Source organism: Pseudoalteromonas sp. G4, from assembly GCF_028875915.1.
Classification (GTDB): Bacteria; Pseudomonadota; Gammaproteobacteria; order Enterobacterales; family Alteromonadaceae; genus Pseudoalteromonas.
Genome location: NZ_JAPEHW010000062.1, coordinates 1 through 26,244 on the forward strand (window position 1 = coordinate 1; position 26,244 = coordinate 26,244).

Consider the following 26,244-nt stretch of genomic DNA (forward strand, 5'->3'; position numbering starts at 1 on the left):
GCAAAAACGAACTTGAAAGGTCAACAGACCCTAAGACTACTTATTAATTCAGATCCCAACCCTTTCTGAATAAAAGGAAATCTTCATGATTTCCTTTTTCTTTCAGTGACAAAGCACTGGTTATTATGCAAAATCAATATCGAGTGCAAGGGTTGCCCGAGGTGTTGTTGTGCCAATCCTGAAACTCTTATAAGCCCCTGTTAGCAAAATAAGAGTAAACGATATGACAATTATGCAAAAAGTCTATTGGTTAATTTTAACCTTTGGCAACTTAATTACCTTCTCACTGTGGCAATACCACGCCGACGATTTCACTTTTATTCTTTTTATTTTTACCCTGATTTATAGTGTGATTGGCTTCTATGATGTGTTTTTTTCAAAGCGGAATTTGAATCGTTTATACCCTGTTGTTGCTTATATACGTTACTTTTTAGAGTCATTTCGTGTTGAAATTCAACAATACTTTATTGCTAACGACACAGAAGAAAAGCCCTTTAATCGCGAGCAGCGCTCGCTGGTTTACCAACGCTCTAAGTCTGTAAGAGATACCATTGCATTTGGCACACAGCAAGATTTGCATGAAGAAAACTATTTAAGCTTGTGGCATTCATTGGCACCGTGTGAAGTGAAAGATGAGCATAAACGCACCTTGATTGGTGGCGCTGATTGTAAACAACCCTACTCGGCATCACGACTAAATATATCAGCAATGAGTTTTGGCTCGCTTAGCAGTAACGCAATTGAAGCGCTTAATCTTGGCGCGAAAAAAGGCGGTTTTAGCCATAATACCGGTGAAGGCGGCCTTAGCCCTTACCACCTAAAACACGGTGGTGATGTTGTATGGCAAATTGGCTCTGGCTTATTTGCCTGTCGCACGCCTGAGGGCGACTTTGACCCAAACGTATTTCGTGAAAAAAGCGCACTACCACAAGTAAAAATGATCGAAATAAAACTGTCGCAAGGAGCAAAGCCTGGCCATGGTGGTGTATTGCCTAAAGCAAAAATTACCGAAGAAATTGCCCGTATTCGCCTAGTTGAGCAAGGTAAAGACTGTATTTCGCCTGCGGCGCACCCGAAATGTAAAACACCAAAAGAATTACTCAATTTTGTTGCAGAGCTTCGCGAGCTGAGCCAAGGTAAACCGATTGGTTTTAAACTGTGTTTAGGTAATCCTGCAGAGTTTTTAGCAATCTGCAAAGCCATGTTAGAGATGGATATTTACCCTGATTTTATCACCATTGATGGCGCAGAAGGCGGCACAGGTGCAGCTCCAGTGGAATTTTCTAATCGCTTAGGTATGACCTGTTTAGAAAGTGTATATATGGTACATAATGCGCTTATTGGGCTTGGTATTCGCGATAAAATAACGTTAATTGCATCAGGCAAAACGGCATCTGCATTTGATTTACTTGCCAAATTGGCAATGGGGGCTGACACCGTAAATGCTGCGCGCACCATGATGATGGCACTAGGCTGCATTCAATCACGTCACTGTAATACCAATGAATGCCCAACCGGCATTGCCACGCAAGACCCAGCAAGAGCCAAAGCAATTGATATTGAAAGCAAGAGTGAACGGGTTAAAAACTTCCATAAAAACACCTTGCATGCATTTTACGAACTGCTTGGTAGCATGGGGTTAGATGACCCAGATAAACTGCTGCCACAAATGGTTAAACGCCGCACGCCTTATGGGTTATTAATGTCGGTAGGCAGTTTAATTAAGCCATTACGTGAAGGTGAAATTTTGGAAAATAAGCCACTTGGCAACTGGAGCATTTGGTGGCAGCAAGCATCAAGTGATCACTTTTATGTATACGACGACAGTATTTTAAAACCACAGGAGCTTGCCCGTGACACCATCTAGCCTTACCAATTTAAAAGATAAAACCCTCGTTAAAAACAGCAGTTTTATCAATGGCAGTTGGCACACAGGCAGCGCCACTTTTGATGTGGTAAACCCATTTGATAACAGTGTGCTGACAAAAGTAGCTGACATTGACCCAAGCGATGTTGAACATGCGGTTAATGCAGCAAAAAATGCGCAGCAAGATTGGCAAAACACCACCGCAAATGAACGTGCAAATTACCTAAAAAACTGGGCAAATTTACTCACTGAAAATTTAGAAGATTTAGCCTTATTACTCACTTTAGAGCAAGGTAAACCACTTGCAGAAGCGCGCGGTGAAATTAACTACGGCATTAGCTACATTGAATGGTTTAGTGAAGAAGCTAAACGCGTATACGGTGATACCATTCCTGCACTGAGTAATTCACAGCAAATTATTGTCACAAAGCAACCGGTGGGAGTAGTTGCAGCCATCACCCCATGGAATTTCCCAAATGCCATGATCACCCGCAAAGCAGCTGCGGCAATTGCTGCAGGCTGTTGTTTTATTGTTAAACCATCCGAGCTTACACCTTTAAGTGCACTTGCTATGGCAGAACTTGCAAATCGTGCGGGGTTACCTAACGGCGTTTTTAATGTAGTTGTAGGTACCAACGCCAAAGCCATTGGCGAAGTATTAACAACACACCCAGATATCGCTAAGTTTAGTTTTACCGGTTCTACAGCAGTGGGGAAATTATTAACCAAGCAAGCAGCATCAACGGTAAAACGCGTATCAATGGAGCTTGGTGGCAACGCGCCGTTTATTGTATTTGATGATGCGAATTTAGATGCTGCTGCTACTGGCTTAATTGCAGCGAAATTTAGAAATGCCGGGCAAACCTGTGTATGTGCTAATCGCATTTATCTTGCTGAATCGATTCAACACGCATTTTTAGAAATTTTCACAGAGAAATTAAAGTTTTTAAAACAAGGTAATGGCCTAGAAGATGTGCAACTTGGCCCGCTTATTAATAAAGCTGCAATTGATAAAGTCTCAACGTTAGTCAATAACGCCATTAGCCAAGGTGCAACTATTCACTATCAAGGTGAAGCAAGTGCAACAGGCTATCCTGCAACTATTTTAACCAACTGCAACAACACCATGGAGATTGCACAGAACGAGATATTTGGCCCTGTTGTAACCATCTTTACTTTTACAAATGAGCAAGAAGTTATTAAACAAGCCAATGATACTGAGTATGGCCTCGCCGCTTATTTTTATAGCCAAAACATCAACCGAATTATGCGTACAGCGCAACAATTAAAGTTTGGTATGGTAGGCATTAATGAAGGCATTATCTCAAATGCCGCCGCTCCATTTGGTGGCGTAAAACAATCCGGTTACGGCCGTGAGGGATCAAAATATGGCCTTGAAGATTACTTAGAAACAAAGTATTTGTGCCTAGGAAATTTATCTGATTAGTAATCAATAGTTTACAAAAACACATAAAAAGCGACTTTTTACAGTCGCTTTTTGTTTTCAATTCAGAAACACTCTACTACACTGTTTTTTGTTAACAAAAAGTTAACCAAACTAATAACAATAAAACAGGATACATGATGAATAAAAAAACTCTCACGCTTGCTATCTCATTTGCCCTTTCATCTAGCTATGCACTTGCAAATCAACCAACCAGTAATGGTGCATCCGATGATATGGAAATTGCCAATACCTGTATTGTGCGCTTTAACGATTCAATTTCTAAGTTTGATGTTGAAGGTAAAGCGCGCGGCATGGTGGCTAGTGCAAACGCGAAAGCAAAACACATTTACAGCAACTCTATAAAAGGCATGGCTGTAAATATGAATTGTGATAAAGCAAAGCAGATGTTTGCAGGTAACAGTGATGTAATGCGTTTTACGCCTGATGGCAAAGTATATGCGAATCCGAAAGGTGGAAAGCCTGGCGGCGGTGGCTCTGATAGCCAAACAACACCATGGAGTGTAAGCCGTGTTGGTGGGCCTGTGGATGGCACTGGTTACAGCGCTTGGGTACTTGATTCGGGTATTGATTTAGACCACCCAGATCTTAATGTGGATGCCAGCAGAGGTTATACGGCATTTACTTCAGGCCGTGATGCCGGTATGGATGATAAAAATGGCCATGGTACGCACGTAGCAGGCACCATAGCGGCAATTAACAATAATATTGATGTTGTAGGTGTAGCTGCTGGGGCAACGGTTATTCCTGTTAAAGTATTAAATGCACGCGGCTCTGGCAGTTGGTCAGGCGTATTAGCGGGTATTGACCATGTTGGCGCCAACGCGAGTGCAGGTGATTGTGCCAATATGAGTTTAGGCGGTGGTTTTAATCAAGAACTCAACGATGCCGTTGAAGCAGCAGCACAGCAATCAGGTGCATTTTTTGTAGTAGCAGCTGGTAACGAAAGCCAGCATGCAGGTAACGTATCGCCTGCAAGTGCATCGGGTAACCGCGTTTATACAATTTCTGCAACAGATTCAAACGATCGCTTTGCGAGCTTTTCTAATTACGGTAACCCACCAGTTGATTATGCAGCTCCAGGTGTAAGTATTTTATCAACTAAAGCAGGTGGCGGTACAACCACGATGTCTGGTACTTCAATGGCATCACCTGCGGCATGTGCAGTAATAATGATGCGTAACGGTAACCCTGGCACTGATGGGCGTGCATCGGGTGATCCTGATGGCAACGCAGATAGCATCATTCACCTATAAATAAGTAACCTATAATTTCCCACCAAAGCCACCAAATACGGTGGCTTTTTTATTATTAAGCTTACTCGAAACCTACAATGATTTAATCTATAAGTGCTTTGCTAAAGTTAGATATGTGGCAGTAACCTCAATCAACATATTGTCACTTTTATAAAAAGCTTAATCCTTGTTTAAGCAATTCCGCCTCTTTACTATAGCCATTTTGCGCGAGATAACCTGTTAGCGAGCCTATAAGCATAGGTGCTTGCTCTTTTGGAATACCAATACTTTCAAATGCACTGTCTAAATAGCCCAAGCTTAATGCCTTCTTTCCTGAGTTTTCACTACTGCCTAGCATCGAAGAAAGTGATGATGTTGACGACTTAGGTGCAGCCTCTAAATATGAATTCATATCAGGAAGAGCTTTACTGATTAAACCAAAGTCATCACCACTGACATGATCTTTTGCTACTTTTAACAGTGCACCAAGACCCGCATTAACTTGCTCTTCTGATAAACCAAGTTGCTCTGCAGCAAAACCTGCCAAAACACTTGATGATGGCTGAACCGTTTTCTGTTTAGTTGTTGGGTCCTTCACAATACTTGATAGATCTACTGCAGCAACTTGCGTTGAACAAACAGCCACCGCAATTGAAGCTAATAACATACATTTTTTCATCTTATTCCCTTATAAATTTATTGATCTTGGGTACAAATCAAAATACTACCAAGTTAATAACTGTTTAGGAAATTGCTTTTTCAAAAACAAAAAAGGCCACCGAAGTGACCTTTTCTTTTAAGCTAGTTGAGGCAGTACAGACTAATTCGTCCTGAAGCTGCGGCCCGGCTTTTCTTCCCTGAAAAGCGTTCGACTAACTGCGAAACTTCGATGACTTCAGGCATCCTGCCTTTCGCCCTTCGGGCCAGCTTCGCTGTTCAAAAATATTCCCGATATTTTTGTCGGTCTCAACTTACAGATACAAAAAAGGCCACCGAAGTGACCTTTTCTAACGAGTTATAAATTAACTCAATTAACCCACGTTTTTACGTGCGTTACGGAACATGCGCATCCACGGGCTATCCTCTTTCCACTCATCTGGGTGCCAAGAGTTAGCAACTGCACGGAATACACGCTCTGGGTGTGGCATCATTACTGTTGCACGACCGTCCGTTGATGTAATACCTGTAATACCTTCTGGTGAACCATTCGGGTTGTTCGGGTATTGCGTTGTTGGCTTACCAAAGTTATCAACGTACTGAACTGCTACAGTGCCAGATTCAAGTGCTGCTTTCACCGCTGCGTCGTTTGCAAACTCAGCATGACCTTCACCGTGAGATACTGCGATTGGCATACGAGAGCCAGCCATACCTTGGAAGAATACTGACGGGCTTTCTTGTACTTCAACAAGGCTAAAACGTGCTTCAAAACGCTCTGACTTGTTAGTTACAAAACGTGGCCAGTGCTCAGTACCTGGGATAAGCTCTTTCAGAGTTGATAGCATCTGACAGCCGTTACACACACCTAAGCTGAACGTGTCTTGACGCTCAAAGAATGTTTGGAACTGGTCGCGTGCCATGTCATTGAATAAAATCGACTTAGCCCAACCTTCACCAGCACCTAGTACGTCACCGTAAGAGAAACCACCACATGCTACAAGGCCTTTGAACTCTTCTAGCGTTAGGCGACCTTCAAGGATATCACTCATGTGTACGTCTACTGCTGCAAAGCCTGCACGGTTAAATGCCGCTGCCATTTCAACGTGTGAGTTAACACCTTGCTCACGTAGGATAGCCATCTTAGGCTTAGCGCCAGTTGCAATATAAGGTGCAGCTACGTCTTCGTTTAGGTCGAAGCTTAGTTTTACGTTAAGACCTGGATCTTTTTCGTCAAATTTCGCATCAAACTCTTGCTTTGCACACTCTGGGTTATCACGAAGTGCTTGCATCTTATAAGTCGTTTCAGCCCAAATAGTACGTAGTTCAGTACGCGTATTTGCTAGAACTGCTTCGCCGCCACGGTTGAAGATAACTTTGTCTTCAGTGTTTAGTGCACCAATAGTGTGGCTGATTGCTGCTAGACCGTTATCAGCTAACACAGCTTCAACTGCTGCAAGGTCGTCATTGCGAACCTGAATTACCGCACCTAGCTCTTCGTTATAAAGTGCTTCGATGTCTGAACCTGTTAAGCTATCAAGGTTTACAGTCACACCTGTGCGACCAGCAAATGCCATTTCAGCCACAGTAGTGAATAAACCACCGTCTGAACGGTCATGGTAAGCAAGTAGCTTCTCGTCTGCTACAAGTGCTTGCATCGCTTCATAGAAACCTTTTAATAGCTCTGGGCTATCAACGTCAGGCGTCTTGTCACCAAGCTGCTTGTAAACCTGTGCAAGGCTTGATGCACCCAGTCGGTTTTGACCTGCACCTAAATCAACTAGAATTAGGCTTGAATCACCTTTATCTGTGCGAAGCTGAGGTGTAACTGTTTTACGAATATCTTCTACACGGCCAAATGCAGTGATTACTAGAGAAAGTGGTGCTGTAACCGCTTTGTCTTCACCGTCGTCCTGCCATGTTGTTTTCATAGACATTGAGTCTTTACCAACTGGAATCGTTAGACCAAGTGCTGGACATAACTCTTCGCCTACTGCTTTTACTGCTTCGTAAAGACCTGCGTCTTCACCTGGGTGACCCGCTGCTGCCATCCAGTTTGCAGATAGCTTGATGTTCTCAAGGCCACCAATGTTTGCGCCAGCAATGTTAGTTAACGCTTCTGCTACTGCTAAACGTGCTGATGCACCATAGTTTAGAAGTGCCGCAGGTGTACGCTCACCCATTGACATAGCTTCACCGTGATAAGTGTCAAACGCAGCTGCCGTTACAGCACAGTTTGCTACTGGTACCTGCCAAGGGCCAACCATTTGGTCACGTGCCACTAGGCCTGTTACCGTACGGTCACCAATGGTGATAAGGAATGTTTTCTCAGCAATCGTTGGTAGACGAAGTAAACGCTTAGCCGCTTCTTCAACGTCGATGCTGTCAGTGTTAAGTGCTTCACCAGATACCTTTTTTGACTCAACGTCACGGTGCATCTTAGGTGCTTTACCAAGTAGTACTTCAAGTGGAAGGTCTACTGGGTTGTTATCGAAGTGACTATCTGCAACTGTTAAGTGACGCTCTTCTGTTGCTTCACCAATTACAGCGTACTGTGCGCGCTCACGCTTACAGATTTCTTCAAAACGTGCGAAGTCTTCTGCTGCTACTGCAAGTACGTAACGCTCTTGTGATTCATTACACCAAATTTCGTGTGGTGCCATACCCGGCTCATCGTTCGGGATGTTACGTAGTTGGAATTTACCACCACGGCCACCGTCGTCTACAAGCTCAGGGAATGCGTTTGAAAGACCACCCGCGCCCACATCGTGGATAAATGCGATTGGGTTTTCGTCGCCAAGCTGCCAACACTTATCGATAACTTCCTGACAACGACGTTCCATTTCTGGGTTTTCACGCTGTACAGAAGCAAAGTCTAAATCTTCGTTTGACTGACCTGACGCCATTGATGATGCAGCACCACCACCCAGACCAATGTTCATCGCAGGGCCACCTAGTGCGATTAGCTTAGCACCAACTGGGATTTCACCTTTTTGAACATGCTCAGTACGGATGTTACCAAGACCACCTGCAAGCATAATTGGCTTGTGGTAACCACGCACCTCTTCACCGTTATGGCTGTTAACTTTTTCTTCGTAAGTACGGAAGTAACCAAGTAGATTAGGACGACCAAATTCGTTGTTGAACGCCGCACCACCTAGTGGGCCGTCGATCATGATGTCTAATGCATCAACGATACGGCCAGGCTTACCAAAGTTAGTTTCCCACGGCTGTTCAAAACCTGGAATACGAAGGTTAGATACAGTAAAACCAACTAAACCTGCTTTTGGCTTAGAACCGCGACCAGTTGCGCCTTCGTCACGAATTTCACCACCAGAACCAGTTGAAGCGCCAGAGAATGGTGCAATCGCCGTTGGGTGGTTGTGCGTTTCAACCTTCATCAAGATTTCAATGTTCTCTTGATTGTAGCTGTACTCGCCATCTTTATTTGGGAAGAAACGACCCGCTTTAGAACCCTTCATTACTGCTGCGTTATCTTTATAAGCAGACAGTACGTTTTCTGGGTGCGTTTCGTAAGTATTCTTGATCATTTTGAACAGCGATTTAGGCTGTTCTACGCCGTCGATTGTCCAATCAGCGTTGAAAATTTTGTGACGACAGTGCTCAGAGTTCGCCTGTGCGAACATGAATAATTCGATGTCGTTCGGATTACGACCTAGTTTTGTGAAGTTTTCTACTAGGTAATCAATTTCGTCATCCGCTAATGCGAAACCTTGCTCAACGTTTGCAGTCACAAGCGCTTCACGGCCACCACCAAGAATGTCTACAGATGACATTGGGCGCGGCTCTTCAACGCGGAATAATTGACCTGCGTCTTCAAGGCTATTGTGCACAGACTCTGTCATACGGTCATGAACTAGTTTTGCAACTTCATTTAACTGCTCAGCGTTTAGCTCGCCTTCAACATAGTAAGCAATACCACGCTCAACACGGTGTACTTTGTCTAAACCACAGTTGTTAGCAATATCAGTTGCCTTTGATGCCCATGGAGAAATGGTACCAATGCGCGGTGTCACTAAAATGAGCGCACCTTCAGGCGTATGTTCAGTAATGGTCGGGCCATACTTTAATAGCTTATTTAGTTTGTCTAACTCAGACTCTGAAAGTTCTGCTGTTAAATCAGCAAAATGCATAAACTCAGCGTAAACACCAGTCACTGGTAAATCGGCGTCAGCGCAGGTTTTAAGGATCTTTTGAACTTTAAAATCAGAAAGTGCAGGTGCACCACGTAGGATCAACATAGGTATTTTCATCCGGGGTTAAGGATTGAACGAAGATTTATGGGCGCACATTATAGTGGAAAATGACATGAGATTTAAATAAAAATCAAAAAATAGACAAAAATAGGCAAATTCGATTTTTATGTATAGGACATTAGTCCTCGTGACGATCTATACTTAATCTGTTATAACAAGCTTGTAGGGGCAATTTATTTTAGGATTCGAGTGCTTAAACGCGTTGTAATTACACTGGTTATTTTTTTGCTGGCAGCATGCTCAGAGCCTGTCGCAGAAACTCACCTAGGTCAAATTAAACAAAAAGATAAAGTTCGAATCGGCACTCTTGCTGGCGAAAGCACTTATTATATCAGTGCCAATGGTGAGCTAGGTTTTGAATATGAGCTCGCCAAAGCATTCGCAGATTTTATTGATGCTGAACTTGAAATTATTCCTTTTTTCTCAATTAAAGACATGCTTAACAAGCTAGAAAAAGGGCAAATTGATATTCTCGCCTCTGGCCTCACTCTAAATAAATCGCGTTTAAATAAATACCGCTTTGCACCGCAATATCGCTCTATTAGCCAAAAACTAGTTTATAAACAAGGTCGCAAAAGACCACGTAATTTTTCACAACTAGATGCTCCGGTTACCGTTATAGCCAAAAGCGCCCATGCAACCAGCTTATTAAAAGCGAAAGCAAATTTTGAAAGTTTACAATGGGTTGAAACCGAAGAGTTTGACGAAGCCGAATTATTACAAGGTATTATTGATGGCAAATTTGACTACACCATCGCCGACTCGCATACCTTAGCGCTATTTCGTCGCTACCACCCTGAGCTGAGCATTGCTTTTTCGGTAACCCATGAAGAACCCGTTGCTTGGATGCTACAACAAAACGATGACGACAGTTTATATGCACTTGCTATCGAGTTTTTTGGCTACGCTCGCTCAACAGGCCTTTTGCAAAATCTGGAAGAAAAATATTTTGGCCATGTTCGCCAATTCAATTACATCAACACACTCGCCTATATAGAAGCCGTTCGTGATATTTTGCCAAAATATAAAGACTGGTTTAAACAGTACTCCCTTAGTCTAGACTGGCGATTATTGGCCGCAGTGAGTTACCAAGAGTCAATGTGGGATCCAAAAGCAAAATCACCTACTGGTGTGCGCGGCATTATGATGTTGACCTTACCTACTGCTAAGTCAGTTGGCGTTACAAATCGCCTCGAACCCGAACAAAATATTCGCGGAGGCGCAATTTATTTAGAAAAACTAATAAAAAGAGTACCTGAGCGTATTCAAGAGCCAGATAGAACATGGCTCGCGTTAGCCGCATATAATGTAGGTTTTGGTCATATGGAAGACGCCCGTGTACTCACCGAAAAAGCCGGTGGCGACCCAGATAAATGGGCTGATGTAAAAAAACATTTACCGTTACTGATTAAAAAGCGCTACTATCGACAAACTCGATACGGCTTTGCCCGTGGCGATGTTGCGGCAAAATACGTTGATAATATTCGCCGCTACTACGATACACTTGTATGGCTCGATGAGAATCAAGACGAGTAATATAGTTAACCTGATACAATTTAAAGTGACCGAAGACTTCAATAGGTTTATAAGTGCGCCAATATTGAAGTGTTTGCAAAACACTTCAATAAGTCACTTGAAAAATGACCTTTCAATTCGCATTGTCATAGTAGTGTCATACTTTATAAATAAAATTATTGTGAGAAGATTGCTTTGCTAATGACCTTTCTCCACTCTCACCTTTCTAAGGAGAAACTATGCTAAGAACGCGTAGAAAATTTAAAATAAAACGTAACACAGTTAATGCATGTGCGACTCGTCGCCGTATTGCAAGACGTAACACCCACCGTAAGATTTCAGAGCGTCGCAGAGCATTTAATTTGCTTGTTGAGGCTGAAAGCGCTTAACCTTGCTCACGAGCTGCTTTCTTAGCAGCTTTGATTTCTGCTCGACGTTTTTTAAAAAATGCCGAAAGTTTATCGCCACATTCTTCAGCTAACACGCCACTAGTTACATCAATTTGGTGATTTAGTTTTTCATGGCGAGTTAAATCCATAATACTGCCCGCACAGCCCGTTTTTTCATCACTTGCACCAAATACTAAGCGCTTAATACGACTGTGAACCAGTAACCCCGCACACATAGGACATGGCTCCAAAGTGACATACAAGGTGCAATCGAGCATGCGATAGTTTTCGATTTGCTTGCCGGCTTGGCGAATAGCAATCATTTCAGCATGCGCAGAAGGGTCATGCTGTGTAATTGATAAATTATATCCTTCTGCAATGATTTGGTTATCCTTAACAACAATCGCCCCAACCGGTATTTCACCGTGTTGTTCAGCAATATCAGCTCGCTTTAACGCCTCAGCCATCCAATACTCATCGCTATATTCAGGGTACATAATTTCTCAGATTAATTTATAAACGTCGCTAATATTTTACCAAGTTAAAAAGATTCCTGCATTGTTAACTCATTTTCTTAGAATTTTTTAAAATAAAGGGCTAATGTCATAGTTATTCAATTATTTTTTAGGCTATAATCCGCCGCCATTTTGCACGACGCCAAAGCAATGTAGAAACAAGATGAAATTTCCTGGACGACGCAGACATAAACACTACTTTCCAGTGGAAGAAAAAGATCCGCTAACAAACGTGATCTCGCAAGACCTTAAACTTGCACGTAACTATATAGTGGGAATAGACCAAATCGTGGTCGATATTGAAGCCAAAGTTGATCAAGCTTTTCTTGATGAATTTGGTTTACGTCGCGGTATGTCGCAAGTAATGGATGACGATACCACTAATGCACTGTATGCACGCCTTAAAGATCATAATATGATCGATTACGAGTTTGCAGGCGGTACTATTGGTAATACAATGCATAACTACTCAGTACTGTCTGACGACCGTTCAGTATTACTTGGTGTAATGTGCGAAAACATCAAAATTGGTAGCTATGCTTACCGTTTTGTTAGTAAAACTTCAACGCGTGTTGACCTAGAACACCTACAACCAGTGGATGGCCCAATTGGTCGCTGCTTTACGTTGATTGATGAAAGCGGTGAGCGTACATTTGCTATCAGTCCAGGTTTAATGAACCGCCTTCGCCCTGAGTCTATCTCACAAGAGCTTATTGCCAATTCTTCTGCATTAGTTATTTCTGCCTACTTAATGCGTACAGAAGGTGAAGACACCATGACTGAAGCAGCATTAAAAGCCGTTGAGTACGCAAATGCTGCAAACGTGCCTGTAGTACTTAGCCTTGGTACAAAATTCCTTATTGAACAAGACCCAGAGTGGTGGCAAAACTTCGTTAAAGATCATGTTGATATTCTTGCCATGAATGAAGAAGAAGGCCTTGCCATTACCGGCTTTGAAGACCCGCTATTAGCTGCCGACAAAGCGCTTGATTGGGTCGATATGGTAATTTGCACTGCCGGTGCGCAAGGTATGTTCCTAGCAAGCTACATTGATGACTGCTGGAAACGTCAAACAGAGCATCAATTGATGCCTGGTAGCATTCCTGATTTTAATAAGTATGAATACTCACGAGCGATGCGTCGAAAAGACTGTGAAAATCCAGTGAAAATATATACTCATACAGCACCTTATATGGGTGGTCCTGACAACATTAAAAATACCAATGGTGCTGGTGATGGCGCGCTTGCTGCGGTACTTCATGATATTAGCGCTAATGTTTATCACCAGCTTAATGTGCCTAGTTCAAGTAAGCATAAAATCCACGCGCTTACTTACTCTTCGCTATCACAAATCAGTAAATACGCTAACCGTGTAAGTTATGAAGTGTTAGTACAGCACTCACCAAGGCTGACACGTGGTTTGCCAGAGCGAGAAGACAGCTTACAACAAGCTTACTGGGAACAGTAAAAGTTAATAATAAAAAAGCCCGCACCAGCGGGCTTTTTTTATGCTTTAACAAAGCAACAAGGAGATTGGAAACTGTCTCTAGTTTACCCGATGAACATTAATATATGCTTAATTTATAATCACAGATTATTAGTCCCATCACAAACACCGTGATAAATGACACTCACCAGAACAACAAGATTCAACAAACGCTAGGCAAAAAAAAGCTCGCAAGGTTGCGAGCTCAAATGTTTGACGATTAATTCAAACAATAAGGAAAAAAATCCAAGGGAGATTGGAAATCTTGTTAAGCACTATACCCTCAATTAACTTAACCAACCCTTAACTAACTTACTATTTAACCTGAACTAGAGAAAACTAGATGTTAGTTATTTAGACATAAAAAAACCCGCTATAGAGATAGCGGGCAAAATGTTGTAATTATCAACAAGGGAAATCAAGTCCAAGGGAGATTGGAACTTGTAACTAATTTAATATTTCTAAGCTTAACGCAAACTTAATTAGCTTACTTTTTTAACGCTTGGGCCAAACTTTTACCATCACTGTCCACAGGAGAAAGTAATTTAAGCCCCATCACTTTTGCAATCGTTGGGTAAACATCCAAGTTTGGAATTTCACTCAATGTTATATTTTGCTTAAATGCTGGGCCCTTAGCGATAAATAACGCGCCCATTTCTTGGGTATACGCATAGCCATGAGTACCTAAATATTCAGATTCACCCTCAAATGCAAACGTTTTTGGTGCGACCGTTTCAATAATAATATCAGCATCGCGAGAACCAAATTTAATTCCACGCTCTGCTAAAGTTGCTTTATCAAGTACGGTATAGCGCCCTTTTGCTTGCTTTGCTAAATGCTTTTCAATATCTGAAATAGCAACTTGGGATTCTGGCTTTTTATAAAACTGCACACGGGTATACGAGTTTTTAATAACAAAATCATTTTTAGAAATACCAAGCTGGTTAATCTCGATTGTTTGTTTTGGGTCCACTTGCGACATGCCATGATCAGAGACTAAAACGAGATTGATATTTAGTTCTTTAAATTCAGCTAAACGCTTATCAAGCTGGGCAATTAACGCATCCATTTGCTGAACAGCATCAAAGGTTTGCTTGGCATTTGGCCCATATTCATGACCCATAGAATCTACAATCGAAAAATAACTCGCAATAAATCGTGGTCGCTGTGATTTTGGTAAACTTAACCATTCTACAATTTGATCAATGCGGCGCTGATAATCACTGTGTTGCGAATAGTGATAAAAATAGCTTGGCGTACGGCCATTAAATCGTGCATCAGACTCAGGCCAAAAATAGGTGGCAGCTTTAACACCTTGCATTTCAGCCAAGTTCCAAAGCGGCATGCCATTTAACCAAGTGCTGTCTTTGCCCCCTTTACCCATGCTGTAACATTCATCACGCTTTTTATCACAAAACTTATTATCAATAATGCCATGATTGGCTGGCTGTAAACCGGTAATAATCGAAATATGATTTGGAAACGTTTTAGTTGGGTAAACAGGTATCATACGCTCAGCACGAACACCTGCTTTGGCTATTTTTGCTAAATTTTTAGCTTGATGTTTTTCAATGTAATCCCAACGAAACCCATCAAGTGAAATTAAGATAACTGTTTGCTCTTTAGCAAACGTGGGCATACTTAGCGCGCTAAACATAACCAGAAAGAAGGCGACAATTTTTTTCATATACTTTACTTAAAAAAAGATTTGTGACATCTAAACGTCTTGAAATACAAATGTCTAGGTTATATGTCCGAAAAGAAGAAATACCTTATTTTAGTGACAGCCTATTGCATTAAAGTGTGATCTTAACCTCCTAACATTTCGTAATGTGGGCAATTTTACAAAAAGATTTGATACAATCTTGTTAATTAAGCAACTTAAGTAAGGGATACCGTGTCTCGATTTACTGCCGTCACAGAAGAACCGCACAAACGATTTCATAAAAAAACAGCCGTGTTGTTAACTAACCTAGGTAGCCCTGATGCACCTACAGCTAAAGCGCTGAGGACTTATTTGGCTGAATTTTTATCTGATCCGCGCATTGTTGAAATTCCTCGCGTGCTTTGGAAAATTATTCTGCACGGCATTATTTTACGTATTCGCCCAAAACGTTCGGCAAAGCTTTATGCAGGCATTTGGACTGAGCAAGGTTCACCATTATTGGTTTACAGTAAAAAGCAGCAAGCGAAGCTAGCAACTTTACTTAAAGACAAAGGCCTAGATCACGCCGAAGTATTTTTAGCGATGCGCTACGGTAACCCTTCGATGAAATCGGTACTTGAAGATATTCGTGAAAAAGGCTATCAAAAAATTGTCGTGCTGCCTTTGTACCCTCAATACAGTGGCTCAACTACGGGCTCAACCTTTGACGCTATTAGCCGTGAGCTAATCAATTGGCGCTGGGTGCCTGAACTGCATTTTATTAATGGTTATCAAGATAATCCGCATTACATTGATGCCCTTGCAGCAAGCATTAAAGAAGATTTAGATAAGCATGGCATGCCTGAAAAACTAGTGCTTAGCTATCATGGCACCCCTAAATTTTTCCTAGAAAAAGGTGACCCATATTATTGTTTTTGCCAGATGACGACACGTTTAGTGGTTGAAAAACTTGGCCTTAACAAAGACGATGTAATTACCACCTTCCAAAGTCGTTTTGGTAAAGCGGAATGGTTAAAACCTTACACAGATGAAACCCTTGAAAAGCTAGCCAAAGAAGATGGCATTAAGAATATTGCTATCGCCAGTCCAGCATTTAGCTCTGACTGTTTAGAAACACTTGAAGAGTTAGAAGAAGAAAACCGCGAAGTATTTGAGCATGCAGGTGGTGAACACTATCGTTATATTCCGGCATTAAATGACCGTGACGATCACATCGAAGCCTTCTATGAAATTATTAAGCAGCATTTGTAATTTACCGCTTTATAAACAACAAAAAACCCAGCACTTGCTGGGTTTTTTCGTTTAGTACGATTCGCTTAGAACTTGTATTCCATACCGATTGCTAGGTAATCGTTATCTGTTGTTTCGTCTTTCTCTTGCTTAGTGTAGAAAGCAAATAACTTAGCATTTTTGTTAAGTTTGTAATCAACACCAACTGATGTTGCAACTTTGTCATCTTTATCTGCGTCATACTCAAGTACTTGGTATTGCGCTTTTAACGTGTAATCGTTAATTTTGTATGCTGCATTTACTAAGAAACCATCTGCAGATTCAGAGCCATCAACCTTTTCTTGTGTTTGATACATTGCACCAAGTTTTACACCTGCTACTTTGCCCTGAATTGAACCACGAACAACATCATAGCCTTTAACTTCGCTGTCCATCGCAACTGACGCATAAAATGCAGATTTTTTAAGACCTTTGTCACCATAAGTTACTGCCGCTGAGTAACCGTTATCAGCATCAGCTGAGTCTTCAGCAATTAAAGAGCCAATTACTTGGAAGCCACTGAACTTAGGTGTTTTATAAGTGATTGAATCACCCATACGGTTTTCACCTTTGAAAACGTTTTTGATATCGCCTTCAAGGTCATTGAATTGGTCAAGTTTACCTTGAGATTGCTTTAATGCAGTATCATTACGACCGATTAATACTTCACCAAAACCGCCTTGTAAACCAACGTATTGATTACGTGATTTTAAATGGTCATCACTGCTGTTAGCTGCATCTGACATATCAACTTGCCATTCAAGCTTGTAAACAACTTTTAGACCTGACTCTTCGCTGATAGTCTCACTACCTTTTACACCAAAACGAGACGCGTTACTTTTGATTTCAGTGAATGAACCTTCGCCTTCATCACTGTTTTGAACTGTAACATTTGCCTTACCATATACGTTTACATCTGCCATTGCAGGTGCTGATAATGCTGCTAGTAAAGATAAAGCAAGGGGAGCCTTAACATTTTTCATGTGAAAACCTCTAAAGAGAAAATTAAATTTGTAATCAATTTGAACGAAGCGAAGTTTGTCATCACTAAGTGACAGAAATATTACACTTGACACTTTTTTTTCATTTTTCTGTATTTAAATTGTCACTATTCTCGAATTTACTGAGTTTAAAGGTGATATTCACATTAAAAAAAATGACATTTAGCTGTCATGTTTCTGTATAGGTACAATAAATTGGCAAAATATCTTCACAGAGTGTATTTCTACAACTAAACTAATCGCTAGAACTAAAATAAACATATCGATGTACAGTGCTCCCTAAACTATTGTTAATTGAAGACAATCCTTCTATTTCGAAAATACAACGTCACGTTGCTCTACGTATTGGCTATCAAGTTGATGTTGCTGATTGTCTTGCTTCAGCAATAGATTTAATTGAAGTAAACGATTACTTTTGTGCTGTAGTAGATTATGTTTTACCTGATGCACCAAACGGTGAAGCAATTCCTCTGACAATTGGCGCTTCTATTCCAACCATTGTTATGACAGGTAAACTCGATGATAAAACACGAGATACCGTAATGCGCTACCCAGTGGTTGACTACATCACAAAAGAAAGTCGCCAAGCATATCTTTACTTAGAGACACAGCTAAAACGCTTACCTCGCAATGAAGATGTGCGCGTTTTAATTGTTGATGACTCAAAAAACACCCGAAATCACATTAAGAATCTGTTATTGCGCCATAAATATTTAATCGCTCAGGCAAGTGATGGCGTGATGGCATTAGAGCAAATCGAGAAATTCGACGATATCAAAGTCATTATTACTGATAACGAAATGCCGAATATGGATGGCGTTACTTTAACCAGTAAAATTCGCGAAAAGTTTAACTCAGAAGACAAAGTTATTATTGGTATTTCAGGCACCGATGATAACCGTGTATCGGCTAACTTTCTAAAAAATGGTGCCGACGATTACTTACGAAAACCATTTTACCCTGAAGAATTTTATTGTCGGGTAAGCCAAAACTTAGATATGCAAGAAAACATCGCGACCATTCGTCGCCAAGCTAATTCAGATTATTTAACAGGGCTACCAAATCGCCGCTACTTCTTTGAGCAAGCGAATAACCTACTAAAACGACAAAAGTTTGCGCACCAAGTTGCTATGCTTGATATCGATTTTTTCAAATCAGTAAACGACAACTATGGTCATGATGCAGGTGATTTAGTGCTTAAAGAAGTTTCGCGCTTATTCGATACCATGTTTGGTAAAGAGCACTTAATTGCACGTTTGGGTGGTGAAGAGTTTGCCGTTTTATTTAGCGATGACCAGCATCAGCACAACCAAGCATTGTTAGAACAGTTTAGAGATACCGTTAGCCAACTGGAAATAAACCACCAGCAGCAAACCTTAAAAGTAACGATTTCAATTGGTGCAATTGTTGAAGATACGCAAAGCACCGATGAACTGCTTAAGCAAGCCGATATCTACCTTTATCAAGCAAAAGAACAAGGCAGAAACCGGCTTATTATTGGTCAATAATTTATTGTTTACTGCGTTTAGCGTTGCGATACGAATCAAAGCTAAAGAGTGCTAATGCAGACCAAATAAAACCGAAAGTGATCATGCGATCAACACTGAAGGTTTCACCGTAAAACAGTACCGCTAATATAAACATTAAGCTTGGACCAATATATTGGAAAAAGCCGAGAGTTGAATACTGAATACGGCGCGCTGCAGCGGTAAAACACAAAAGCGGTAAAGTAGTTACAATACCTGCACTCACTAACAATAAATTAAGAGATAAGCTATTACTGGTTAAATCACTGGTTGGTGTTGCTAGTCCCCACCAATAAATTAGTGCCACAGGCAACATAAATAACGACTCAATTAATAAACCTGGCAAAGTGTCTACAGGCAGTTTTTTTCGAATTAAGCCATAAAGCGCAAACGAACTTGCCAAACTAAACGCAATAACCGGAAACGAACCAAAGCTTACAAGCTGAATGACCACACCTGTTACCGCAAGCACTACTGCAAAAAGTTGTAATTTTCTTAATCGCTCAGATAAAAATACCACACCCAATAGCACATTCAGCAATGGGTTGATGTAATACCCTAAACTGGCATCTAAAATATGATTATTATTTACTGCCCAAATAAATAACCCCCAATTAAAGCCGAGTAACGCGGCGCTTACCAGCAACCAAGCTGCGGTTTTCATATTAAAAAGCGCAGCGCGTACAGCATGCCATTTTTTTACAGCGGTCAAGATCACCAAAAGAAATAATACTGACCAAACAACACGATGTAGTAATATTTCCATCGCGGCAACATGATCTATTGCCTTAAAATAAATTGGGGCGAGCCCCCACATTAAAAATGCAGCGATGGCAAACATCACACCTTGCTTTTGACTTTGCATATCAAGAACTCATCAATTCAGGGAGCGCCAGTTTAGGGATCTGCTCTATTTAAGTAAAGACAGCGCGACAAAAAGACTTTAGAATTAGCGCTCGTTACACGTGCAAGTTTGCCAAGTAAACGCAGATAACATAATGCCAATCAAATACATCTTAATGTAATGGATAATCAACTAGCGACCCAACATATTACCGAACACAATAACCCTCACACGGTGTTGAATTCCGTTTTCGGTTACAAACAGTTTCGAGCAGGACAAGAGCAAGTTATTGAGGCCATTCTTGCGGGTCAAGATTGCTTGGTATTAATGCCAACGGGTGGTGGTAAATCATTATGTTATCAAGTGCCAGCATTGCTACTTCCCGGTATTACCATTGTAGTGTCACCGCTTATCTCACTAATGCAAGATCAGGTTGCGCAACTGAAAGCGCAAGGTGTCGCTGCAGCGTATATCAATCAAAGCCAATCGCGAGAAGAACAACAGCAAATCTATCAAGGTTTACACCAAGGGCAGATTAAAATCCTGTATGTCGCGCCAGAACGCTTGTTAACTGATGATTTTCTCACGCGTTTGCAGCATTTACAGGTCAGCTTATTTGCGATAGATGAGGCACACTGTGTGTCACACTGGGGTCATGACTTTCGGCCACACTATTACCGTTTAGGACAGCTAAAACAGCACTTTAACCATATCCCTGTAATGGCGCTTACCGCAACTGCAGATATTGCTACGCGCAACGATATTGTGATGCAGCTAGGCCTTGCTAACGCGCATATCTATACGGGCAGCTTTGACCGGCCAAATATTCGCTACACCATTGAAGAAAAATTTAAACCGCTTAGTCAGTTAATGCGCTTTTTGAAAGAGCAAAAAGGACAAAGCGGTATTATCTATTGCTCAAGCCGTAAACGTGTTGATGATATTGCTGAGAAGCTGGTTGATGCAGGCTATAACGCAGCCTCTTACCACGCTGGGCTTGAAAATGAACAGCGTTCATTTGTGCAAAATGCATTTGCACGCGATGATATTCATATTGTGGTAGCGACCGTTGCCTTTGGCATGGGAATTAATAAGCCCAATGTGCGTTTTGTAATTCACTACGATATTCCTAAAAACATCGAGTCGTATTATCAAGAAACCGGTCGTGCTGGGCGTGATGGCCTCTCAGCAGAAGCTATAATGTATTTTGACCCTGCCGATGTACCGCGCGTAAAACGCTTTTTTGATGATATTCCCGATGAGCAACGCCGTAAGGTAGAAGAGCAGCGCTTTAATGCCATGGCAAGTTTTGCTGAAGCACAAACTTGTCGTCGCCAAATACTGCTTAACTATTTTTCAGAATACCAAGGCAAGCCTTGTGGCAACTGCGATATTTGCTTAAACCCACCAAAACAGTTTGACGGTACTGAGCTTGCTCAAAAAGCCTTAAGTTGTGTTTATCGGGTAGAACAAAAATTTGGCCTCGGTTATGTAATTGAAGTATTGCGCGGCGCCAACACCATTCGTATTCGCGAAAACCAGCACGATCAACTATCAACGTTTGGCCTAGGTAAAGATAAATCCGTTGAATATTGGCTGAGCATTTTGCGCCAACTTATTCATCATGGATTACTGCATCAAGACATTACTCAATCATCTAGCTTACGTTTAACCGAAGCGGCTCGCCCGGTGCTTAAAGGTGAATTCAAATTGCAACTTGCCGAACCACGACTTGAAGTTAAACACGTTTATAAAGACAAACTTGCTCGCTTTAATTACGACAAACAATTGTTTGCCAAATTGCGTGGTCTACGTAAAGAATTAGCAGATGCAGAAGATGTACCACCGTACGTGGTATTCAGTGATGCAACCCTTGCCGAAATGGCGCAGCAAATGCCAACTAACGATGCTGAATTCTTAAAAGTCTCAGGTGTCGGATTTACTAAGCTGAGCAAATATGGCGCCTACTTTATGAATGCCATTCGTAATCATTTAACCAGTTAATAGGCAACGTTCAAATGACAACTAAATCACTGTTTTCTGATCATATTTTAATTACCCCGACTGAGCTTCCAGATGATGAAGAGTTTGAGTTGTGGGCAACTATATATTTACATAATGACGCCATTTCTTCCCTAGAATTTGAACAAGGTGCTGACCGCCACTTAATGCGCTTTAAATTTAAAAACACCTCATTTAATTTAAATTTTGAGCACTACAGCCAAAGTATTTGGATTAATAGCGACAGCCAACAAGACCTCGATTTATTACCTGAGCTCTATTCGTCGCTTTAGTTTTGACATTACTTTTCACCATGCTAGCGTGAGGTAAAACTAAACAATAAGAAGAAATGTCATGCTTAAAAAATCTTTGCTCACACTAGCCTTATTTATCACACCAAGTTGCTTTGCAGCACAAACCCTTATTCACGCTGGCGAATTACTTTACCACGCCGACAAAGCGCCCCTTGCTAAGCAAACCATTATTATCGAAGGCGATAAAATTGTAGGTGTGCAAGCTGGATTTCAAAAAGCAACTAAAGACCAAACGGTTATCGATTTATCAGATAGTTTTGTTATGCCAGGCTTAATGGATATGCACGTCCATTTGCAGTTTGAATTAGGCCCTGAAAATGATGTTGAAATTGCCAAAGTGTCACCAGAACTTGTCGGCATGCGTAGTGCTTATTACGCTAAAAAAACCTTAGAAGCAGGATTTACAACTGTGCGCGATCTCGGTTCCGATCCGCAATATATGTATGCGCTGCGTGATGCAATAAATAATGGTTGGCTTGAAGGGCCTCGTATTATTGCGGCAGGCGGTGTAGCAATAACCGGTGGCCACCTTGATAGCAGTGGCGTACACCATGAAATGCTTGATAAGTTTGCCTCAAAGACCACCTGCGATGGCCCATATGATTGCCGCAGAGCAACCCGTCATGCAATTAAGTACGGTGCCGATTGGATTAAAGTTGCCGCTACCGGTGGAGTACTCACTGATCGTGCCACTGGAACCGGTCAACAAATGGAAGACGATGAACTTAACCAAGTGGTAAAGGCCGCAAGGACCATGGGCAGAAAAGTCGCTGCACACGCGCACCAAGAAGATGGCATTATCGCAGCTCTTGAAGCCGGTGTTGCTAGCATCGAACACGGCTCTTATGCAGGGAAAAAAGCATACAAACTCTTTAAGAAAACCGGCGCTTATTTAGTACCTACACTACTAGCAGGTGAAACTGTGGTAGAGATGGCAAATAACTCAAACTTTATGAGTGATGCAATAAAAGATAAAGCCATTCGTGTGGGCAACGATATGAAAGGTAACTTTTTTAATGCCTATAAAGCGGGCATAAACATCGCTTACGGCACCGACAGCGGTGTATCAAAACACGGCACTAACGCAAGAGAAGCTGTGCTGATGGTTAGCGCCGGCATGCCAGCGCAACAAGTAATAAAATCAGCCACTATCAACAGTGCAAAATTGCTTGGTCTAGAAAAAAAATTAGGCACCATTGAAAGTGGCAAATTTGCCGATATTATTGCGACCAAAGCCTCGCCATTAAAGGACATTGAGCAACTTATGGACGTTACATTCGTAATGCGTTCAGGTCACAAAATAAAATAATAAATTATTATATTTTAATTAGTTAGAAGCAGCCTTTGGCTGCTTCTTATTTGCTTTAATTTCTGCAAGAGTAAAATTAATGGTATAGAATTAAACTAAACCCAAGTAAAAAGGAGCGTTATGTCAGCATTAAAAATAAGTCGATTTAGCGCGCTTTTTTGCCTATTTTCAGTCTCATTTTATGGCTTTGCCGCAGCACAGCCAGAAGCTGCAGCTAAGTCTGATATTTTTTCGTTAAGTCAGTGCCAATGGCTTGGCGATAAGCAAAGAAATAGCAAAAATAACTTTAATATTGAGAGCATCGATAACTCGCAACTACCTGACGCACCTAATGCCATCATCAGCAATATTCGTCTCGTGCGTCATAATATTTTTGATACCGACAACCCCAAAGAAGATAACTTTTTATTTCGTGGTTTAAACACCCTTAACATTATCACTAAAGAACATGTTATTTTGCAGCAGTTATTGTTCCAACAAGGGGACAAATACGACAAACAACTGCTGCGTGAATCTGAACGTATTTTGCGCGATGCTCGCTACTTGTATGATGCAAAAATTGAAGCTGAACTTGATTGTGATGACAATATCGTTGTCACTATCACTACCAAAGAGCTGTGGACACTCACTCCAGAAGTTAGCTATAGCCGCAGTGGTGGTGCAAATAAAACACGCCTTGGCTTTCGTGATACCAACCTACTTGGTTTAGGCAAACGCGTTTCGCTTTCATGGCGCAGCGATGCTGATCGCACTGGTTATACCTTTATTTATGAAGATCCCAACATTTGGGGAAGCCGCTACCGTAGCCGCTTAGAGTTTAGCGATAATGACGATGGCGAGCGCATTTACTTTGATTTTAAACTACCGTTTTATTCATTGGCTTCACAGCAAAGCTATGGTGCTGTCACGTTAGACGATACTAAAGAGTCTCCGCTTTATTATCGCGGCGATGTGATCTCTGAATTTAAACAAGAAAACCAAATTAATCAGCTGTTTTATGGGCAAGGTGATAAATATGGTAATTGGACAAATCGTTGGCTAGTTGGCTGGCAACAAGAAGACTTTAAGTTTGAACAAATTGCCGAAACCACTTTGCCAATAGCCAAAGATCGTTCGCTTAATTACCCATGGGTTGGCTACCAACTAATTGAAGACAAATACATTACATTAAGTAACTTTGACTCGATTGGCCGCACTGAAGATTTAAACTTAGGTTGGAATTTATTTGCGCGCTTGGGTTACTCTGACGAAAGTCTTGCCGATGACGACAGCCGGGTTGTACTTGAAGCCAGCGCAGCAAAAGCATTTCACCTGAATGACAGCATGCTATGGCGTTTATATACCGGTTTACATGGCTATTGGAATACTGAACAGCAAAAAAGCGAAAATTTACACGCCTACTTAGATACGAATTTTCTCTATAACAGCAATAGTTATCGCGCATGGTTTGCCAATCTTTCACTTCGCTATGGTGGCAATCTAACAGCTGACCAGCAACTGACTTTAGGCGGTGATACTGGCCTTAGAGGTTACCCACTGCACTATCAAGTAGGTGAGCGCTCGGTATTACTCAACCTTGAGAAACGCTTTTATTGGGAATACCACTTATTACAACTGTTTAAAGTAGGTGGCGCCGTGTTTTTTGATGCAGGCCGCGCCTGGTTCCCCGGCGAAAATAACGGCGAGAATGGCCAATTTCTAAAAGACGCGGGCATTGGCCTTCGCCTTGCACCAAGCCGCGCAACAGCTAAAACAGTCATTCATATCGACCTTGCCTTCCCGCTCGATAAAGATGACGAAATAGATACAGTACAATGGGTGATTAAAGTAAAAAACCGTTTTTGACCTTCCACCAGCATGATTTTTATCTAGCAAATAGAGTTTAATCAATCACTTGCGGATAAATTAATTTCGCCATGAAAGAATTAGAAATGTTGACTATTATTTTAACATTCAATGTGCTGGAGAAACATCTTGGTTAAAGGTCAAGCTAACAAACTTTTTTGCTGTATCTCTTCCGCATTATTGGCACTTTATTTAAATATTGCGCATGCTTCATCCAATCACAAAGTAAAGTTAACAGCTTTTGAATCATGCCCTTACGTTTGTAGCAACAGCAATCAAAAAGGTATTCTGGTTGACCTTGTAGAATCAATATTTGAAGCTGATAAACGTGAAGTTGAGATTGATATTATGCCTCACTCTCGCGCCTTAAAAATGGTACAAAAAGGGTCTTATGATGGTGTTATAGGCATTTTACAACGAGAGGACTTCTCTTTAGTTTACCCATCCAAAAGTATAGGAAGATATCAATATAACTTTTATAGCTTAAAAGAAGATACTTGGATCTATACCGGCCTAAAATCGCTTTATAACAGACGAATAGGCGTTGAAAAAGGCACCTCCTATGGCGTTTTCGACTCTTATATAAATAGATACAGTCATTCATCAAAAGAAATCCAACTAATTCATGGTAAAGACGTGAATAACCGTATGATGGAGCTGCTAAAGCTTAATCGCATTGACTCTTTTTTAGCCGACAAAAACACCATTGAATGGCACTCAAATCAACACCCCGTAATAAAAATGCGCGAGTCTGGCTCAATTCCAATGGATGATATTTATATTGGTTTTCATGCAAATAACGGCGCTCATCTTGCTGAATTTGTCGCTAAGCAGATAAAACAATTACGAGAGTCGGGCAAGCTCTCTGAATTATTATCGCCTTATGGGCTAACTGACTGGGAAAAGTGGACAATAGGTGACTACTCAATATTTGAAAAAGACTACCTTGATAACCTGATTAAAAGTAACCCAACAACCTTAATTAAACATTTACCTAAAAGAGTATTAAGACTTAAAGCGTCGGTAAATAAAGACTCAGGTTATTGGGAATATGCGCAAAAATTTA

The 26,244-nt window shown here is 41.3% G+C and carries 19 protein-coding genes; 13 read left to right on the plus strand and 6 right to left on the minus strand.

Translation table 11 applies throughout. The features are described 5' to 3' along the window. Positions 1-223: 223 nt before the first annotated feature. The 3 genes from ON073_RS15470 to ON073_RS15480 all read left to right on the plus strand — a co-directional run bounded on the left by ON073_RS15470 (position 224) and on the right by ON073_RS15480 (position 4,588). Positions 224-1,867 carry an FMN-binding glutamate synthase family protein gene (locus ON073_RS15470; RefSeq protein ID WP_274762791.1) on the plus strand — a complete coding sequence of 548 codons (1,644 nt, stop codon included), beginning with the start codon at positions 224-226 and terminating at the stop codon, positions 1,865-1,867. Continuing rightward, positions 1,854-3,314, plus strand: coding sequence for an NAD-dependent succinate-semialdehyde dehydrogenase (locus ON073_RS15475; RefSeq protein WP_274762792.1), 1,461 nt, complete (start codon positions 1,854-1,856; stop codon positions 3,312-3,314). The genes ON073_RS15470 and ON073_RS15475 overlap by 14 nt, the downstream gene beginning before the upstream one ends. Before the next feature lie 134 nt (positions 3,315-3,448). Then, positions 3,449-4,588: a S8 family serine peptidase gene (locus ON073_RS15480; RefSeq protein ID WP_274762793.1), complete on the plus strand. Its 1,140-nt coding sequence runs from the start codon at positions 3,449-3,451 to the stop codon at positions 4,586-4,588. 148 nt (positions 4,589-4,736) lie between these two features. Here ON073_RS15480 and ON073_RS15485 read toward each other — a convergent pair whose 3' ends face one another. Further along, entirely contained in the window at positions 4,737-5,246 is a 510-nt protein-coding gene (locus ON073_RS15485) for a DUF2780 domain-containing protein (protein WP_274762794.1), read from the minus strand. A 352-nt stretch (positions 5,247-5,598) separates the two neighbouring features. After that, positions 5,599-9,483: a phosphoribosylformylglycinamidine synthase gene (purL, locus tag ON073_RS15490; protein WP_274762795.1), complete on the minus strand. Its 3,885-nt coding sequence runs from the start codon at positions 9,481-9,483 to the stop codon at positions 5,599-5,601. A gap of 204 nt (positions 9,484-9,687) precedes the next feature. On the opposite strand from purL, the gene mltF reads away from it, so the two are divergent. Both mltF and ON073_RS15500 read left to right on the plus strand, forming a co-directional pair. Further along, positions 9,688-11,034 carry a membrane-bound lytic murein transglycosylase MltF gene (gene mltF, locus ON073_RS15495; protein ID WP_274762797.1) on the plus strand — a complete coding sequence of 449 codons (1,347 nt, stop codon included), beginning with the start codon at positions 9,688-9,690 and terminating at the stop codon, positions 11,032-11,034. 218 nt (positions 11,035-11,252) lie between these two features. Next, positions 11,253-11,402 (plus strand): hypothetical protein, encoded by a 150-nt coding sequence (locus ON073_RS15500; RefSeq protein WP_274762798.1) that lies wholly within the window; start codon positions 11,253-11,255, stop codon positions 11,400-11,402. On the opposite strand, the gene tadA is transcribed toward ON073_RS15500, so the two are convergent. Then, positions 11,399-11,899 carry a tRNA adenosine(34) deaminase TadA gene (gene tadA / locus ON073_RS15505; RefSeq protein WP_274762799.1) on the minus strand — a complete coding sequence of 167 codons (501 nt, stop codon included), beginning with the start codon at positions 11,897-11,899 and terminating at the stop codon, positions 11,399-11,401. The genes ON073_RS15500 and tadA overlap by 4 nt on opposite strands. A gap of 181 nt (positions 11,900-12,080) precedes the next feature. Between tadA and ON073_RS15510 the strand changes: the two genes are divergently transcribed. Further along, on the plus strand, positions 12,081-13,385 hold the full coding sequence (locus ON073_RS15510) for an inosine/guanosine kinase (protein ID WP_274762800.1): 1,305 nt from the start codon (positions 12,081-12,083) through the stop codon (positions 13,383-13,385). A 505-nt stretch (positions 13,386-13,890) separates the two neighbouring features. Here ON073_RS15510 and ON073_RS15515 read toward each other — a convergent pair. After that, positions 13,891-15,090 carry an alkaline phosphatase family protein gene (locus tag ON073_RS15515; RefSeq protein WP_274762801.1) on the minus strand — a complete coding sequence of 400 codons (1,200 nt, stop codon included), beginning with the start codon at positions 15,088-15,090 and terminating at the stop codon, positions 13,891-13,893. Between the two features lie 210 nt (positions 15,091-15,300). Here ON073_RS15515 and hemH point away from each other — a divergent pair, with 210 nt between their 5' ends. Next, a complete protein-coding gene (hemH, locus tag ON073_RS15520; protein WP_274762802.1) occupies positions 15,301-16,320 on the plus strand; it encodes a ferrochelatase in 1,020 nt (339 codons plus the stop codon). A gap of 65 nt (positions 16,321-16,385) precedes the next feature. Here the strand turns inward: hemH and ON073_RS15525 are convergent, their stop codons facing one another. Then, positions 16,386-17,321, minus strand: coding sequence for a porin (locus tag ON073_RS15525; RefSeq protein WP_274762803.1), 936 nt, complete (start codon positions 17,319-17,321; stop codon positions 16,386-16,388). A gap of 290 nt (positions 17,322-17,611) precedes the next feature. Here ON073_RS15525 and ON073_RS15530 point away from each other — a divergent pair, with 290 nt between their 5' ends. After that, positions 17,612-18,847 (plus strand): GGDEF domain-containing response regulator, encoded by a 1,236-nt coding sequence (locus ON073_RS15530; protein ID WP_274762804.1) that lies wholly within the window; start codon positions 17,612-17,614, stop codon positions 18,845-18,847. Between the two features lies 1 nt (position 18,848). Here ON073_RS15530 and rarD read toward each other — a convergent pair whose 3' ends face one another. After that, on the minus strand, positions 18,849-19,730 hold the full coding sequence (rarD, locus tag ON073_RS15535) for an EamA family transporter RarD (RefSeq protein ID WP_274762806.1): 882 nt from the start codon (positions 19,728-19,730) through the stop codon (positions 18,849-18,851). A 159-nt stretch (positions 19,731-19,889) separates the two neighbouring features. Between rarD and recQ the strand changes: the two genes are divergently transcribed. The 5 genes from recQ to ON073_RS15560 all read left to right on the plus strand — a co-directional run. Beyond that, entirely contained in the window at positions 19,890-21,713 is a 1,824-nt protein-coding gene (gene recQ, locus ON073_RS15540) for a DNA helicase RecQ (protein ID WP_274762807.1), read from the plus strand. A 14-nt stretch (positions 21,714-21,727) separates the two neighbouring features. Next, complete coding sequence (locus ON073_RS15545; protein WP_274762808.1) at positions 21,728-22,003, plus strand: DUF3630 family protein; 276 nt, start codon at positions 21,728-21,730, stop codon at positions 22,001-22,003. Positions 22,004-22,064: 61 nt separating this feature from the next. Beyond that, on the plus strand, positions 22,065-23,333 hold the full coding sequence (locus ON073_RS15550) for a metal-dependent hydrolase family protein (RefSeq protein ID WP_274762809.1): 1,269 nt from the start codon (positions 22,065-22,067) through the stop codon (positions 23,331-23,333). A 120-nt stretch (positions 23,334-23,453) separates the two neighbouring features. Then, positions 23,454-25,178, plus strand: coding sequence for a BamA/TamA family outer membrane protein (locus ON073_RS15555; protein WP_274762810.1), 1,725 nt, complete (start codon positions 23,454-23,456; stop codon positions 25,176-25,178). A 129-nt stretch (positions 25,179-25,307) separates the two neighbouring features. After that, a partial coding sequence (locus ON073_RS15560) for a substrate-binding periplasmic protein (RefSeq protein WP_274762811.1) occupies positions 25,308-26,244 on the plus strand: 937 nt, incomplete at its 3' end.